Raw genomic sequence first — 14,584 nt, forward strand, 5'->3', positions numbered from 1 at the left:
TTCGGCTCATGTATCAAAATGGTGCGGTCTCCTATATAAATGTTCTATTGCAATCAAATAGTTTTATGGATTTTATTGACCGGATCGAGAGCCTGAAAATCATTATTGCCCAAGACCAATCCATCATCGAACAAAATCAAGCAGATGCAACAAACATTTCCCTAAAGCAAACAAAGATGGAGGAGCAAATGCTTGAGGTCAAGGAGCTCCGTTTACAAACGGATCAGATGATGAGTGAGCTTCGTCTTAAGGAGCAGGAAAAGCAAGTATTAATTGCTTCATTAGAGCAAGAACAGAAGGCGCTGCTAACGGTATCAAAGGATCAAGAAATTAAACTATTGGATATGGCCAGAGAAGCTGCTGCCCTCAAAGAGAAGAAAAAAACGCTGGAAGAGCAAGCATTAAAAGAAAGTGAGCATGAGGAGCATCAAACCAACAGCGATAGTTCACCTTCTAAGGGAACCGGGCTTATTTGGCCATTCGCTAAAACCTATCCCATTACATCTCCGTTTGGAGGCCGGGAAGATCCGATAACTGGGGAGAAGGACACTTTTCATAAGGGGATTGATATTGGGGCGCCAGGAGGAACGGCAATATTGGCTGCCCAATCAGGTACGGTCTTGTTGGCAAGATGGACAAGCGGATATGGAAATACGGTTATCATCGATCATGGAAATGGTATGTGGACGCTGTATGCCCATATTCGTATGAACGGAATAAAAGTGGAGGAAGAAGAAAAAGTTAATAGAGGCCAGAAAATAGCCGAAGTAGGCTCGACAGGGAATTCAACTGGTAATCATCTTCATTTTGAAGTCAGGATCAATGAAGAAGTTCAAAATCCAATGGATTATTTATAAGCATACGTTGTCATAACATTTTTATTTCCTACACATTATCATCAAATGTGAATTGTATCATGGAATAGAAATCGACAATGATATCGAAGAGAGGAGCTGATTTGTCATGATGATGGATAATATGACAGGAAATTCATCTATGATGCAAATGTGTATCATAATGGCTATTGCAGGGATCGTGTCTATTCTAATACTTGGTTTAACCATTTTTTTCGTCATTCGTTCATTGCAAAAGGGTAAAGTGAAAGACCATCCCCGGATGATCTTAGGCGAGCGTTACGTTAATGGCGAAATCAATCAAGATGAATACTTTGAAAAATTGAAGTGGTTGGACAAATAATCGGGTAGAGAGGAACAGTTAATGAAAAAGAAAGGTTCGGCCATCATGCCGAAAACATGGTGGGCAGGAGGACTACTCTTAGGATTTTTGGGTGCTGCATTTATCCAATTAGTAGTGTTACCGTCTAAAAAAGAAAATGCAAAAATCACTCATATTCATGGATTAGGTTTCACGAACGACGGAACTCAGCTGTTAATTCCCGCACATGACGGAATTATGGCCTATAGAAATGATCGCTGGAACCCCTTTGAAGGGGACAAGCATGATTATATGGGATTTAATCTTGTTGACGTCGGATTTTATAGCAGCGGTCATCCTGCATTAAGGTCCGACCTGGTTAATCCTCTTGGAATTGTGAAAGTTACTAATGACGGAAAAACGATTATCCCATTGGATTTACAGGGTGTCAGGGATTTTCATGGGATGGCAGCAGGGTATAAAACGCACGCCATTTATGTCTATAATCCGGAAGCCAATGCAAGGTTAAGTACATCGGGCGTATACGTAACATTAGATGACGCGAAAACGTGGAAAAAGAGCGAGTTAAATGGATTGGACGGACAAATGACCGCAATAGCCGCTCATCCTTCAGACCCCCAAACGGTTGCCATCGGAACAAGCAACGGTGTTTTCTTGTCGAGCGATTATGGCGATCAATTTAAGAAGCTAGCTCTTGAGGAAGAAGTGACTGCCGTAGCATTTGGAAAAAACGGCGATTTATTTATCGGAGGAAAGAAATTATTGTGGCAAATAAATGAAGAAATAAGATCGCTTATTACACCTGCCCTTGACCCGAATGATTTCATTACTTTCATCGCCCAAAACCCGCAAATTGAAAACGAAATAGCATTTTCCACATCTGAACGAAACGTTTTCTTAAGTCGGGATAAAGGAATAAGCTGGATCAAAATAGCGGTTAAAGGAATCGGTATAAAAAACAAGTAAATATATTATATTCATTTATTCTTTGTCGAATATGAGATTATTCTAATAGAAAATAAGAAGGAATTGGATAGAAAAAAGAGAAATAAATAAACCGAAATAAAAAACAAAACGAAATTTGCCGAATTCCTCTTAAAAAATGGAAACGGGGGATCCACTCTCGGGTGAATTAATCTGCACTTAAGGATTATAGGGAAACCTTCTTCCGAACCCTTAGCTAACCTCGTAGGCATCGAAGGGAGAAACTGTTTTGAAGAAAGTTATTGCTTCACTTGTATTGGGTACTATGTGTTTTGCTTTTTCTGGAAGTGCGTTTGCAAACGGAATGGATATCAAACATGCCGTTGATCAGGTCGTTGGAACTCCTTATAAATGGGGGGGGACAACAACAAACGGCTTTGACTGTTCAGGATTCATCTTATACATATTCAATAAATATGATGTAGATCTTCCACGGACATCCAAGGCACAGGCGCAAGAGGGAATAAAAGTTGCAAAAGAGAATTTAAAACCTGGCGATCTCGTGTTCTTTAACACAGATGGAAAGGGCATATCTCATGCCGGCATATATATCGGTAATGAACAATTCGCTCATTCTTCCAGCAGCAAAGGGGTAAGAATTAGTAGCCTCTCCGAGGACTATTATGAAAAACGGTATGTGACAGCTCGGCGTGTCGTAACAGAAGAAGTTTATGGGGAAATGACAACGAAAAACCATTAAAAAACCGAAAGAAACAAGTCCGTTTACGAGAGCCCTGCAAAACGAATACAGTTTCTGTAAAAGACAACCCAGTACCGCGCCGGTACTGGGTTTGTTGTATACTAGAAAAAAAGGAAAAAGCGAGTGACCATTTTTGTTGAATGCAGCCAAACAATTAACCGCATCGTTTCATGCGGAACTATATAATCTTGTTCCTGAAGACCATCTACTGCGGAAGATCCATGCATTAGTGGATTTCAGTTTCATCCACGAACTGGTGGAGCAATCTTACTGTAAATATTATGGCAGACCTGCCAATGAGCCCGAGATGCTTTTTCGCTTGTTGTTTCTGCAAATTCTGTACAACCTCTCCGATGAGCGTGTCGTACAGGAAGCGCAGGTAAACTTGGCTTACAAGTGGTTTCTCGGCGTGAATCCAGAAGATGCCGTACCAGATGCTTCGCAGTTATCACGGTTTCGAAACCATCGGCTCGGAGCGAGCCAAGTAGAAGACGTACTGAAACATGTGGTCGGTCAATGTATCGACCAAGGTTTGGTCAAAAGTAATGCCATTATTCTGGATGCTACACATACGCTGGCCGGCAGTCAGAAACAACGGCCTTTGGACGTTTTGCGAGATGCAGCAAAACGTTTGTTTCGTGTGGTCACCAAGCGTCACCCTAAATTAGAAAAGAAACTGCCTCAACTGCCAAAAGTTAAAAGCGACCAGGAAGATGCGGAACGAATTCTGCTGATCTATCTTGCCACATTAGGAGAAACCATTGAAAATCTTCTGCCTGACCATGAAGGCGCAGTAACGGAAAAGCTGGAAATTGCAAAACAAATCGTTGAAGATGAACGCTTGTTATCAAGCAAAGGTGTTTTATCGGCTATCGATCCGGATGCACGCTTCGGTTGGAAGAGCAGCACAAAGTCATTCTTCGGTTACAAAGAACATATCGCCATAACGGAAGAAGAAATCATTACCGCCTTGGAAGTCACACCAGGAAGCACAGACGATGGTAAACAACTACCTGTTCTGCTCGAACAAGCTAAAGCCAATGGAATTGACGTAGTAGAAATCATTGCAGACAAAGCATATTCCGGGAAAGACAATTTAGAGATAATGAAGACGGAAACCATTTCGCCGGTGGTTCCCCTTCATCCTGTTGTTCACGGTGGTGGTGAACGTCAGGAAGGGTTTGAATATAACAAGGATGCCGACTTTGTTGTTTGTCCTGCAGGTGAACACAGCACACGAAGGGCCATTCAGGGTAGCAAGAAAGACGGACGCAGTCGTTCGATGGTCTATTATTTTGACATTGAGAAATGTAAAACTTGTCCTCTGCAAGATGGCTGCTACCAGCCAGGAGCTAAAAGCAAGTCTTACTCCATACGAATAATAGCCGAACACTATAAAGAGCAGATTGAATTTGAGCTTACCGATACGTTCAAAGAAAGAATCCGGCGCAGACCGATCATAGAACATAAAAATGCGGAGATGAAAAGGTTCCACGGTATGGCTACAGCTAAATACCGAGGCTTATTTCGCATGCGAATACAAGCTTATCTCACCGCTTTCGTTGTAAACGTAAAGCGGATGGTGAAACTAAAAGAACAAAAACAGCTCGCCCTCAGATGAGGAACGAGCTGTTTTTGTGTGTGATTGAAATACATTTCCCAATTTCGAGTCCACTCTTATACAAAAGCAAGGCTTTTGCAGGGCTCTCGTTTACGGGGCTTGTTTCTTTTACTAATTGGCGAAGGAAAGGATAATAGAGGCCGTGTGAGTATTATCCTCTTATGCCCAACAAACCATTCTCAATTACCATAAGAAATGGCCTGCTTGCCCAAGGCTGTCCAACCTAACAAAAAAATATGTTTATTCACTTTTACTTGTTTCTTACCGCTGAGCGGGTCGTTTAGATAAACGTGATCTTTATCATAGCCAACCAGTAATACGCTATGTTCTTTAAAAGTAGCTTTAATCGTTCCAGCCGGAGAACTCCACGATTTCCAGTCATTTTCCGCTGGTGCACTATAGTTAACTGTGGTCCAAACTACGACCGGGTAGCCGGCTGAAAGCTTCTGTTCCAATTCATCCAAGGAAGTACCGCTTAAATCGACAGCTGTATCGATGTAAGTTTTTAGCAGTTGATATAATGGTTCATGGTAGATACCGTAACCAATTTTCTTGCCGGTAATATCGCCGACAAATCCAATGTTCGGATCTCCCCAGGTTAAAATTTGACCATTCTTACTTTTAATAATCGGTGTTTCATCCCGAATAAGCTCCGGGACTAAATCCATTTTATCCTTCTTAATTCCGTAATATTGCAAGAGCATTGTTAAGGATGTTATTTCGCAGCCGTTTAACAATTCGGGTAATTGTTTAACTAACGGTGCGGTCAATAGAACGGATGTCTTCCGCTGAGAGGGAGGCAAGTCCTTAGTCATATTAATTGGATCGGTTTCTTTGGGTGGAATTGCTCTAGCAGGTGTGGGTGTTGCCATCAAAGTGCTTGTTTTTTCCTTTTGATTTTGTTCCACGATTAGAACAATACCCAAGATGATGAGAATAATCATGAGAATATTGAAGTATAATAATATCTTTTTCACGCTGAAATCATTCCGTTTCTGCTAATTATTATTCTTCTCTGTTCTTAAAATATACCATAAGGTCCTGCGTTTCTTAAACAATAATTCACTTGAAATTTGGGATGCATATATGCTTACTATTTCAAAAGTCAAACGTTTAAAAATATAAGAAGAAAAATCTATAATTTTAACACAAGGTACAAAATACATCTAGTAAAAAAATATTTATATTTCTAAGATCTATTGCCAAAATAGAAAAAAAACCGCAATTTATCAGGCTTTTTTCAACCAAACAACTCATTGGTGGCGTTTACATGCCAATTTTTGATTATTTCTTGTTCTGACTAATAAAAATATACTTTCCTTGAAACTAACGAAGAGGAGAGACAACATGAAAAACGGAATCAAGACAAAGATCGCACTCTTAATGCTGGCCTTGAGCTTGCCGGCAACATCATTACTTCAGCAAGTTGAAGCAGCCTCATCTTCTGTAGAAGCCAAAAGAAATAAGGTTGTCCAAACCGCACTCTCGCTGGAAAATAAGGTCGAATATGTGAACTGGAGACAAAGACAAGAAACCCGCGCACCCTATAAAACAGACTGTTCCGGCTTTACGTATCTTGCATACAGACTTGCAGATATAGGTGTAAAACTTGTTAATAAAGATGATGATGATCAAGCTAAAGTAGGGCAGAAGGTTGCATGGGGAGATTTTAAAAAAGGCGACTTGATCTTCTTTTGGCTCGACAGCAACGATAAGAAGGATGTCGGTCATGTCGGAATCTATATTGGCGATGGAAAAATGATTCATAACATTACCGCCGAGAGAGATGTTATCATTACAAACATTTATAATAACAGCTGGTACAAAAAGAGATTTATCGTAGCAAGACGAGTAATTAATTAATTCGGATAATATACCGATACCAACTAATGAAGTTGACGAGCCTAAGGATTAGGACTACAATATGTAGTATTAATCCGCTTGAAGGCGAGGTTTTAGTTCTGGATATAAAACGTATGAAAATGCACGAGGATGGACTGAACCGTTTTTTCGGCCCTCTTGAGTCGTTAATCATGGATATAGTATGGGAGTATCAAGAAGTAACTGCAAGAAGAGTCCAGGAGTTGTTAGAAACAGACTTATCGTATACCGCAGTAATGACTGTATTAAATCGCCTGCATGAAAAAGGAAATATAGGCAAAACGACCTCTGGAAGAGGCCGTGGAAAAGTGACATGCTATTATGCCCTGCAAAGCAAGGAAGAATTCTTGCAAGAACAAACACGCATCGTTACGGAAGGGCTTATCCATGAGTTCGGCGATTTAGTTGTAAATCATATGGTAAATGCCTTGCAGGAAGCAGATCCAAAGTTAATGAAATTGCTTGAAGAGAGAGTTTCGGAATGGAAACGTGATAAATCCAATGAATAGGTATAAGCATCATATTATTTATTCCTTGATGATACTCTGCAGTTTCTTTATTTGGTTTCAAATGCTCTCTTACCTCATACATGAGTTTAGAGGTTTCTCGGTCTTGGGATTTCTGCAATACTGTATCTCGGCAATTCAAGAAGAATCTTATCTCCATGATCTTATATTTGTAAGTCTTTATGGATTGATTGCCTATAGCTTTGGCATGGTTATCATCCGTCTGTTTCAACAAATCCTATCCCAATCGCGCTGGAGAAAAAAGGTTTTAGACTGGAAAGACGATCAATCAACCATTCAACTCCAGAAGAACTATACGACCGGTCGATATCCGATCATTGTGTTGAAGCACGATGGAGATATTGCCATGACTGCAGGAATCTTTCTTTCGAAAATTTATATTTCAACGAACCTGATCAGCCGGTTATCCGAAGGTGAATTACAAGCCGTAATTTGGCATGAATATGCACATTGTCGGCATTATGACCCACTGCGATTATTTTTAGTACGCTTAATAAAGGATAGCTTACCCTTTATTCCGATGTTCAAGAAAGGTTATCATCACATTCAAGTTTGGATGGAGCTGCTTGCCGACCAATATGCGATTCGCAAAATGAAAGGTCCTTACGAACTTGCATGTGTGCTAATGAAATGTTCAGAGCGTAAAGATAATAATATGATGGTTACTCACGTTAGTTTAGCTGATGTTGAAATTAATTACCGCATCAAACAACTCCTTTTACCAAATAAAGTGCAAGTCCCATTGTTTGATGTGAAGCCTTTAGTTGTTTCAAGTATTTTTATTATAATATTAAGCGGAGTAGTAGCAAGCAGCTGTTCATGAGCTGCTTGCTTTTTACATTAATCAAGGTTTATGTCGTTACGCCAACGGCGAACTGAGCGAAGAGGAATTAAACTACCGTTCATCCGGTAATTTAATTTGTGGCGCACAGTTTAATCTTCATCGTTTCATCACAATTTTTCGATATAATCAGTTTATCAAAATGAATGGAGGGAATTAAGATGCAATGGTTAAGTATTCTTGCAGTTTTTGCCTGTCCTTTGATGATGCTGTTTTGCATGAAAGGTATGTTCTCCGGTCATAAACACAGCAGTGCGAAAAAGGATTGCCATAATTCTTCAAATCAGAACGTGCAGTCGCTTCAATTAAAAATGGCTGAATTGATGGAACAAAACCATAAATTGACGAAGGAAATCGAAAACTTAAAACAAGCTTCAAATACCGCTGAAAGTCACGGCGCCAACCACTCCGCCCATGTGATGAATTAACTTCTATTGACGGAGGTCGATATAAGCCGGACTGCAACAGATATATCTGTTAATTAGTCGTTCGAGGAAGAGCGGACAAAGACTTTATCGAAAATCATTTCAAGCGAAAAATGACACACCCCCGTTGTTGGACTTGATGACCGCGGGGGTGATTTTATTATTTGGCTGATAGTTCACTTTCTGTTAACCATTTATGGTTCTTAACTAGTTTTCCTCCCGTTGTCGGAGTGTAATCAACCATATAGATTGTTGTTTTCTCTGCTGTATCAATTGTCGCCGCTGCGCCTTTCATCCCCGGCATGTGTTCAGCGTTCAACACAACTTCATCTCCCGGTTTGTACGGTTGATCGTCGCTATCTTTAATATCTTCTTGAATCACCCATTTGTGGTTTTTGACTTTTTCACCGCCTGTTGTTGGTGTATAAGATACAGCATATACAGTTGTATCATAAGCGCCGACAATCGTCGCGGTTGCCTTATTCATCCCCGGCATATGCTCGGCTTTAATAATCGCTTGACTTCCTACTTCGAATTTCGGGTTCTTAGCTTCCATTAATCCTTTTGGTGCTTCACTTGAACCGGAATGGTTCATGCCATCCATGCCCGTATTTGTTTCTTGTTGATTATTGTTGTTATTGGCTTTTCCTTGATTATTGGTATTTCCATTTCCACATCCACTTAAAGCAATTACAGCTGCGATTCCTATTACAATAAAACTCTTTTTCAAATCGTCTTCACTCCTTATATTTTTGTTGATTCAACAATAATATACCCCGTATAGAATATTCCAAGTGAACATTCTTTGAATAACTTATCCAGTAGGGCGCATAATTAAACACTTGAAGGTAAAATAAAAAATGGCGGTGTCAGGATATTGGGAGTGCTAACCGTGGCAGACTGCATCGCGCAACAGTCGAGATGGCTGCTACCAGCCTGGACCTAAGAGTAAGTTTTATTAAATCCGAATTATCGAAAAACACTTCAAAGAGCAGTTTGAATTCGAGCTTAGGCAATGGAGTTTACTCCAGAGAGCTTTGGACCTCACAAAATCTTCACAATTGTCATCTATAATAATTGAAAACTTTAATGTTAAGGAGAATGGTGCATGCCTCGTGAGAAAAAGGGATTTTCCCTGGGAATTGGTTTTTATTTTACATTAGCACTCATCGTTATTATCGGTTCTGCTATATGGGGGGGCTTGAGAAAAGACAATAAATCGAATTTGGATGTGTTGACCCCAGTGTCTGGAACCCATCCACATATTTTTAGTTATTCTGCGGATGGTACGAGCCTATGGATGGGAACACATACTGGCGTATATAAACTAGTTGATCAAAAGTGGCAGCGAACTTTTAAACCGCTCGCGACAAGTGATGTGATGGGGATCGAAACGAGTCCGGATAATCCATTGACGATATTTGCAGCGGGCCATGGATTTGTCAAACGATCTAGCGATGGTGGGCAGTCATGGGAGACTATTGAGAATGGACTTCCAAATCAAGCGAAACCAAATGAGCCGGATGCGCACTATTTAACCATGGATCCGAATAATTCAAAACATCTATTTACCTTGCTTGCTGGCGCAGACAATAACTTGTATGAAACAAGAGACGGTGGACAAACTTGGCAGAACGTGGGGACCATCCCTCAAGGAGCTTATTCCATAATGATGCTCTCTTCAGCACCGGAAACCATCTTGGCTGCCACAGAAACAGGTCTGGTTCGCTATACAATCCAAGCTGGAACTTTAAAACAAATTCAACTAACCAATGAACCAGCTTATGAAGTCTTCTCCCTCTCTGATGGAGGTGTGATTATGATGACAGAAAGCCAGTTTTTAAAATCAACAGACCTGAAAACATGGTCAGATATTGACGTGGATTTAAATGATGGCGAAATGCCTTTGGGGATCAGGGCATCAAAGATAGATCCGAAGCGGCTGACCATCATCACTGATCAGTATTCCGTTTATGAAAGTAATGATGGGGGGAGTAGTTGGTCTCTAAAGAAGTAGTGATTGCCTAAGCTTATGTGGGGAATGACTTCACTTGTATTAACTTTTTAGTTTGATCACACCACTTTATTTCTTCATATTCGGACTCACGAGGGTTTGCCCATGGTTTTGGATCAAAAACAATTGTTTAGGTTGCCGCATACCGGGTAATAATTACTTAGCGTAGTATTAAAATGAGTTTTATGAACTCAGGCTACGAATATCGAAGGAAAGGGTGTTAAGTGATGTCTCACGAGAAATATCAAGAATGTATTGAAGAATGTCTGAAATGTATGATCGCTTGCAACCACTGTTACGACGCTTGTCTCAAAGAGAGTGATATCGGGATGATGCGAGATTGTATTCGTTTAGACCGTGAATGCGCAGATCTGTGTGAACTCGCGGCTCGATTCATGTCTCTGGGGAGTGCATATGCACCTCAAATCTGTAAACTTTGTGCGGAACTTTGTGAAGCATGCGGAAAAGAATGTGAAAAACATATGCACGATCACTGTAAACGCTGTGCCGAAGCATGTTTTTCTTGTGCAAAAGCTTGCCGTAAAATGGCTGCTTAATATTTTTAGTGGCGTCTCTCATAGAGGGGCGCCTTTTTGTTTTTTTATATGATTCCTTCATCAAGTATATTGACTCGCCTGCATAAGTCATTACTGGAGTTGGCATAATAAGACTAACTCATTTTGGAGGGATCACCAATGAAACAAACCTGTTTTGTACCCTTATTTTTGGCACTACTATTGACTGGCTGCAGTGGACAGCAAGCTGCAAGCCAACAGGTACCAACGGGAAACCCCACTGTGAAAAACCGTAGTTACCAAGTCCTTGAAACGGCAAAAGGCGATACGGCGGATGATATCCTAACCACCAAAAAACTTCGTAGTTTACCCGCACTCCCGGAGACAGATTCCATAAAAAAAACCGGCAAGGTTCGAGAGGTTCACCTCGAAGCAAAAACAGCCAAATGGGAGGTAGTTTCCGGAGTAACAACCGAGGCCATTACTTTTAACGGTACCGTACCCGGTCCGCTCATTCGGGCCAAAGAAGGGGATACGATCCGTGTTATTTTAAAAAACAGTCTTAAAAAAGAAACCTCCATTCACTGGCATGGACTTCATGTTCCTAACAAGATGGATGGTGTTCCTTCTTTTACGCAACACGCGATTAAGCCTGGAGAAACGTTTACTTATGAGTTCACGGCGAACCACGCAGGGACTTATATGTACCATTCCCACTTTAACAGTATTGAACAAATCGACAAAGGATTATATGGCCTGCTTATTATAGATCCGCAAAACGAAATCGTAAAACATGATCGAGAGTACAGCTACATCATTGGGGGATGGAACATACCCGATCAGAAAAACGGAGGGAAGACGGAAGACGAAAAGGATTCGATGGCGGGCATGTCCAAAGGGAGCCCTTCCCCTTTAAAGAGAAAGGGTGATGTCTCGCATATGATGAAACAGGGATTAAAAACGAAATCGATGCAAGGGATGACACCGGGTGAAAAAATGGAGATGCCCGGTAAGGAAGAGGAAGCCGGGAGCACAGTCATGGGGATGGACTATAACTATTGGACGATGAATGGTAAATCATTCCCTGATACGCAGCCTCTTGAAGTAAAGCAGGGGGAGTGGGTTCGTATTCGACTAGCCAACATTAGCAATGGTATCCATCCGATGCATTTGCATGGTCATGACTTTCGGATTATTGCAAAGGACGGACATCCTCTCCCCACACCTCAGGTAGTGAGTACGGTAACCTTAAACCCAGGCGAAACATATGATATTGATTTTATTGCAGACAATCCGGGCGAATGGGTATTCCATTGCCATGAACTGCACCATACAACAAATGCTGATGTTGAACCGGGGGGCCTCCTTACACTTGTGAAATACGTGAAGTAACCGATTTACCCCACCAGATGTGTTCAACAACTGGTGGGGTAAATTCATCAGGATAAACCGGAATTATTAAAGGAGCGCTAACTTATGTTTGGAATTATACGTCAAAAAGATATCGTCATTACATTTTGCACAGCCTTCGTGCTCTTGGTTTATGAAGTGTTCCTTTCCCGTTTTTTTTCGGCCGTTCTTGATCATAATTTTGTGTTTTTGGCAATATCCCTCGCAACACTCGGAACAGGATTAGGCGGTTATATCGCCTACAGGTCGGCTGGCCGTGTTTATCAATTAAGATTTATTTGGTTAGGCAGTTTTGCCGTCGTGTTGCTTCTAACCGTTTCTTTGATGTACACTGTTCCCTTCAGAGGGATTTGGTTCTATGCTGTTACAGCATTCCTACCCTTCTGTGTTGGCGGGACAATACTTGCGGCGATCATTCAAGCACAGCGGCAGCATATCCATGCCGTTTATTTTTCGGATATGATCGGTGCTGGCCTTGGAGCAATCTCATCGATATGGCTAATGAATGTGATGGATCCCGTAAGGACGATATATTGGTTAGGGGCAGCGGTTCTGCTGATTAGCTTTTTTTGGATGAATACACTACGATTACCTCTGAAAATATCTTGTATACTCGTAATTCTGATTGCAGCCTATACGTTTATCGAGCCCTTTTCTAAAGATATATTCTTTCGGGCCTTTACAACCAGCCCCAATCATATATTTAAGAATAATAAAGATGTTAAGCCCGTGTTTTCTGAATGGAACTCCCTTGCAAAGACCGATGTTTACGATGCAGGTGATGGTCAGCTGCTTTACATCACAATCGATGGGGGTGCAGTCTCTCCAATATCAAAATACAATGGAAATTTAAAAGAGGTTGATTATTTAACCCATACGACAAGCTATTTGGCTTTTCAGGATATTCCCAAGGAACATGCACTAATTATAGGTGCAGGAGGAGGACAAGAAGTTCTTACGGCTCAAATGGCCGGCTTTAAAAAGATTGATGCTGTCGATATTAATGATGACAGTTTTAAGGCCGTACATAAGATGTCGACATTTTCCGGAGATGTCTTTCAACAACAAGGCGTTTCAGCCATTGTCTCCGACGGAAGGTCATTCATCCGACAAACCAAAAATCAATATAATATCATCTACTTATCACTAGTTAAAAAGAAATCGGAAAATGGGCTGGGGGTCGCCTTGACAGAAAATTACCTATTTACTCAAGAGGCGATTCGTGAATATATACAGAAGCTCGAGCATGGGGGGAGACTTGCTTTTCTTTTGCACGATGAAAATGAGCTTCTTAAAGTTGAAAACGCAGCTGAGAAGGTTTTACAAGGGCAGGGTGTCCCCATGAATCAGATCAACGACCACATGGCAGTCATAGGCACGTACCAACATCTGGGCCATGTGGTATGGGGAATGAATAAAACCGTGATTACAAGACCTTTATTGATTATAAGCCCTGAACCATTTACCCTATCGACAGCGCAACATTTGAAATCAGAGGCTGAGTCCATACAGCAGATTCCTATTCACGTTCCACTCATTGCGGATCACATGAACGAGATGAAGGGTTCACTGAAGCAAAAAAATGTGGATCTTTCAGCGAATCAGGATGACAAACCGTTTTTTTATCAAAAAACGAGGGAGGTTCCCAAGTCACTGATCATGTTAATTTCAATTATATTCATCATCAGTGTATATTTCATTCGAAAAAATCGTTTATCTTATGGAAGTTTCGCATATGTATCTGGCCTGGGCATCGGTTTTATGGTGATTGAAACGACTCTTGTTCAGCGGTTCATTTTGCCATTAGGCCATCCTACATACGCATTTGTGCTTGTACTGAGTATTCTTTTAATTGCCGGTGGAATTGGAAGTATAGTAGCCCCGCGATGGTTTTCAAACCGTTCGAAACGCTACACTCCCTTACTTTGGGTCGCTGTACTAACGATTGTCATCAATCTTTTTATCACCTGGTATGACCAGCAAATGTTTTATGTGCCAATCTTGTATCGATTAATCGGGGGTGCACTCATCTTAATCCCTCTAGGCTTCTTTGGAGGTATGCCACTTCCTTTAGGTCTTTCTTTGCTTCCTTATCAACAAATTGGCCTCAGTTGGGCTATCAATGGATTAATGACTGTTGTTGGTTCATTACTTTCAGTTCTTATTTCATTGAACTGGGGGATTACCGCAGCTTTAGGCATTGGCTCTCTCATTTATGGCCTATTATATTTACTGCAACCCCGTTTACATCTGCACAGTCGGTGAAAGCAATGATGACATCATTGCTTCGTCAACTTGATTCCCGTGCACAAATGACTAAGAGACAGATAAACTTTGAGAAGAGGCAAGAATCTTGGACAATGATCCAAAGGTTTTTGCTTTTTTCATTCAGTCGATGGAAACCTTCAATGAATTGAAAGTCTGCTATTGTTTTTCGGTCATTTAAACTACATAATGTAGTATGATAAAACGTATCCTGAAAGGTGGAAT

At 41.0% G+C, this 14,584-nt stretch carries 15 protein-coding genes and 1 riboswitch; of the genes, 13 read left to right on the plus strand and 2 right to left on the minus strand.

Features of this window, described 5'->3' with window-relative positions:
* From WFK81_RS20685 to WFK81_RS20705, 5 genes are all read left to right on the plus strand, one after another.
* Positions 1–857, plus strand: an 857-nt coding sequence (locus WFK81_RS20685) for a M23 family metallopeptidase (protein ID WP_336788277.1), incomplete at its 5' end; no start/stop codon positions are given.
* Between the two features lie 106 nt (positions 858–963).
* A complete protein-coding gene (locus tag WFK81_RS20690; protein ID WP_336788278.1) occupies positions 964–1,197 on the plus strand; it encodes an SHOCT domain-containing protein in 234 nt (77 codons plus the stop codon).
* Positions 1,198–1,218: 21 nt separating this feature from the next.
* Positions 1,219–2,142 (plus strand): F510_1955 family glycosylhydrolase, encoded by a 924-nt coding sequence (locus tag WFK81_RS20695; protein WP_336788279.1) that lies wholly within the window; start codon positions 1,219–1,221, stop codon positions 2,140–2,142.
* A gap of 106 nt (positions 2,143–2,248) precedes the next feature.
* A riboswitch (cyclic di-AMP (ydaO/yuaA leader) is annotated at positions 2,249–2,386 on the plus strand.
* A 3-nt stretch (positions 2,387–2,389) separates the two neighbouring features.
* The gene (locus tag WFK81_RS20700; protein WP_336788280.1) at positions 2,390–2,860 is read left to right on the plus strand and encodes a C40 family peptidase; all 471 of its coding nucleotides are present in this window, start codon (positions 2,390–2,392) and stop codon (positions 2,858–2,860) included.
* Positions 2,861–2,993: 133 nt separating this feature from the next.
* The gene (locus WFK81_RS20705; RefSeq protein WP_442956083.1) at positions 2,994–4,481 is read left to right on the plus strand and encodes an IS1182 family transposase; all 1,488 of its coding nucleotides are present in this window, start codon (positions 2,994–2,996) and stop codon (positions 4,479–4,481) included.
* 179 nt (positions 4,482–4,660) lie between these two features.
* On the opposite strand, the gene WFK81_RS20710 is transcribed toward WFK81_RS20705, so the two are convergent.
* The gene (locus tag WFK81_RS20710) at positions 4,661–5,458 is read right to left on the minus strand and encodes a C39 family peptidase (protein WP_336788282.1); all 798 of its coding nucleotides are present in this window, start codon (positions 5,456–5,458) and stop codon (positions 4,661–4,663) included.
* Between the two features lie 370 nt (positions 5,459–5,828).
* Here WFK81_RS20710 and WFK81_RS20715 point away from each other — a divergent pair, with 370 nt between their 5' ends.
* The 4 genes from WFK81_RS20715 (at position 5,829) to WFK81_RS20730 (ending at position 8,158) form a co-directional block, all read left to right on the plus strand.
* Positions 5,829–6,344, plus strand: a complete 516-nt coding sequence (locus WFK81_RS20715) for a C40 family peptidase (RefSeq protein WP_336775245.1) — start codon at positions 5,829–5,831, stop codon at positions 6,342–6,344.
* Positions 6,345–6,457: 113 nt separating this feature from the next.
* Positions 6,458–6,871 carry a BlaI/MecI/CopY family transcriptional regulator gene (locus WFK81_RS20720; RefSeq protein WP_336775246.1) on the plus strand — a complete coding sequence of 138 codons (414 nt, stop codon included), beginning with the start codon at positions 6,458–6,460 and terminating at the stop codon, positions 6,869–6,871.
* Positions 6,872–6,974: 103 nt separating this feature from the next.
* On the plus strand, positions 6,975–7,712 hold the full coding sequence (locus WFK81_RS20725; protein ID WP_336788283.1) for a M56 family metallopeptidase: 738 nt from the start codon (positions 6,975–6,977) through the stop codon (positions 7,710–7,712).
* Between the two features lie 179 nt (positions 7,713–7,891).
* Positions 7,892–8,158, plus strand: coding sequence for a DUF2933 domain-containing protein (locus tag WFK81_RS20730; protein ID WP_336788284.1), 267 nt, complete (start codon positions 7,892–7,894; stop codon positions 8,156–8,158).
* A 157-nt stretch (positions 8,159–8,315) separates the two neighbouring features.
* On the opposite strand, the gene WFK81_RS20735 is transcribed toward WFK81_RS20730, so the two are convergent.
* The gene (locus WFK81_RS20735) at positions 8,316–8,885 is read right to left on the minus strand and encodes a YdhK family protein (RefSeq protein WP_336788285.1); all 570 of its coding nucleotides are present in this window, start codon (positions 8,883–8,885) and stop codon (positions 8,316–8,318) included.
* Between the two features lie 378 nt (positions 8,886–9,263).
* Here WFK81_RS20735 and WFK81_RS20740 point away from each other — a divergent pair, with 378 nt between their 5' ends.
* The 4 genes from WFK81_RS20740 (at position 9,264) to WFK81_RS20755 (ending at position 14,359) form a co-directional block, all read left to right on the plus strand.
* Positions 9,264–10,172, plus strand: coding sequence for a WD40/YVTN/BNR-like repeat-containing protein (locus WFK81_RS20740; protein WP_336788286.1), 909 nt, complete (start codon positions 9,264–9,266; stop codon positions 10,170–10,172).
* Between the two features lie 224 nt (positions 10,173–10,396).
* Positions 10,397–10,726, plus strand: a complete 330-nt coding sequence (locus tag WFK81_RS20745) for a four-helix bundle copper-binding protein (RefSeq protein ID WP_336788287.1) — start codon at positions 10,397–10,399, stop codon at positions 10,724–10,726.
* A 138-nt stretch (positions 10,727–10,864) separates the two neighbouring features.
* Positions 10,865–12,076, plus strand: a complete 1,212-nt coding sequence (locus WFK81_RS20750; protein ID WP_336788288.1) for a multicopper oxidase family protein — start codon at positions 10,865–10,867, stop codon at positions 12,074–12,076.
* Between the two features lie 84 nt (positions 12,077–12,160).
* Positions 12,161–14,359: a spermine synthase gene (locus WFK81_RS20755; RefSeq protein ID WP_336788289.1), complete on the plus strand. Its 2,199-nt coding sequence runs from the start codon at positions 12,161–12,163 to the stop codon at positions 14,357–14,359.
* Positions 14,360–14,584 lie beyond the last annotated feature (225 nt).

The sequence above is a fragment of the Paenibacillus sp. MMO-177 genome, assembly GCF_037147795.1.
Lineage (GTDB): Bacteria > Bacillota > Bacilli > Paenibacillales > Paenibacillaceae > Pristimantibacillus.

Excerpts from the sequence above, each read along its gene's own strand:
- WFK81_RS20690 (WP_336788278.1), top strand. The coding sequence starts at position 964 with ATGATGATGGATAATATGACAGGAAATTCATCTATGATGCAAATGTGT.
- WFK81_RS20695 (WP_336788279.1), top strand. The coding sequence starts at position 1,219 with ATGAAAAAGAAAGGTTCGGCCATCATGCCGAAAACATGGTGGGCAGGA.
- WFK81_RS20715 (WP_336775245.1), top strand. The coding sequence starts at position 5,829 with ATGAAAAACGGAATCAAGACAAAGATCGCACTCTTAATGCTGGCCTTG.
- WFK81_RS20720 (WP_336775246.1), top strand. The coding sequence starts at position 6,458 with ATGAAAATGCACGAGGATGGACTGAACCGTTTTTTCGGCCCTCTTGAG.
- WFK81_RS20730 (WP_336788284.1), top strand. The coding sequence starts at position 7,892 with ATGCAATGGTTAAGTATTCTTGCAGTTTTTGCCTGTCCTTTGATGATG.
- WFK81_RS20740 (WP_336788286.1), top strand. The coding sequence starts at position 9,264 with ATGCCTCGTGAGAAAAAGGGATTTTCCCTGGGAATTGGTTTTTATTTT.
- WFK81_RS20745 (WP_336788287.1), top strand. The coding sequence starts at position 10,397 with ATGTCTCACGAGAAATATCAAGAATGTATTGAAGAATGTCTGAAATGT.
- WFK81_RS20750 (WP_336788288.1), top strand. The coding sequence starts at position 10,865 with ATGAAACAAACCTGTTTTGTACCCTTATTTTTGGCACTACTATTGACT.
- WFK81_RS20755 (WP_336788289.1), top strand. The coding sequence starts at position 12,161 with ATGTTTGGAATTATACGTCAAAAAGATATCGTCATTACATTTTGCACA.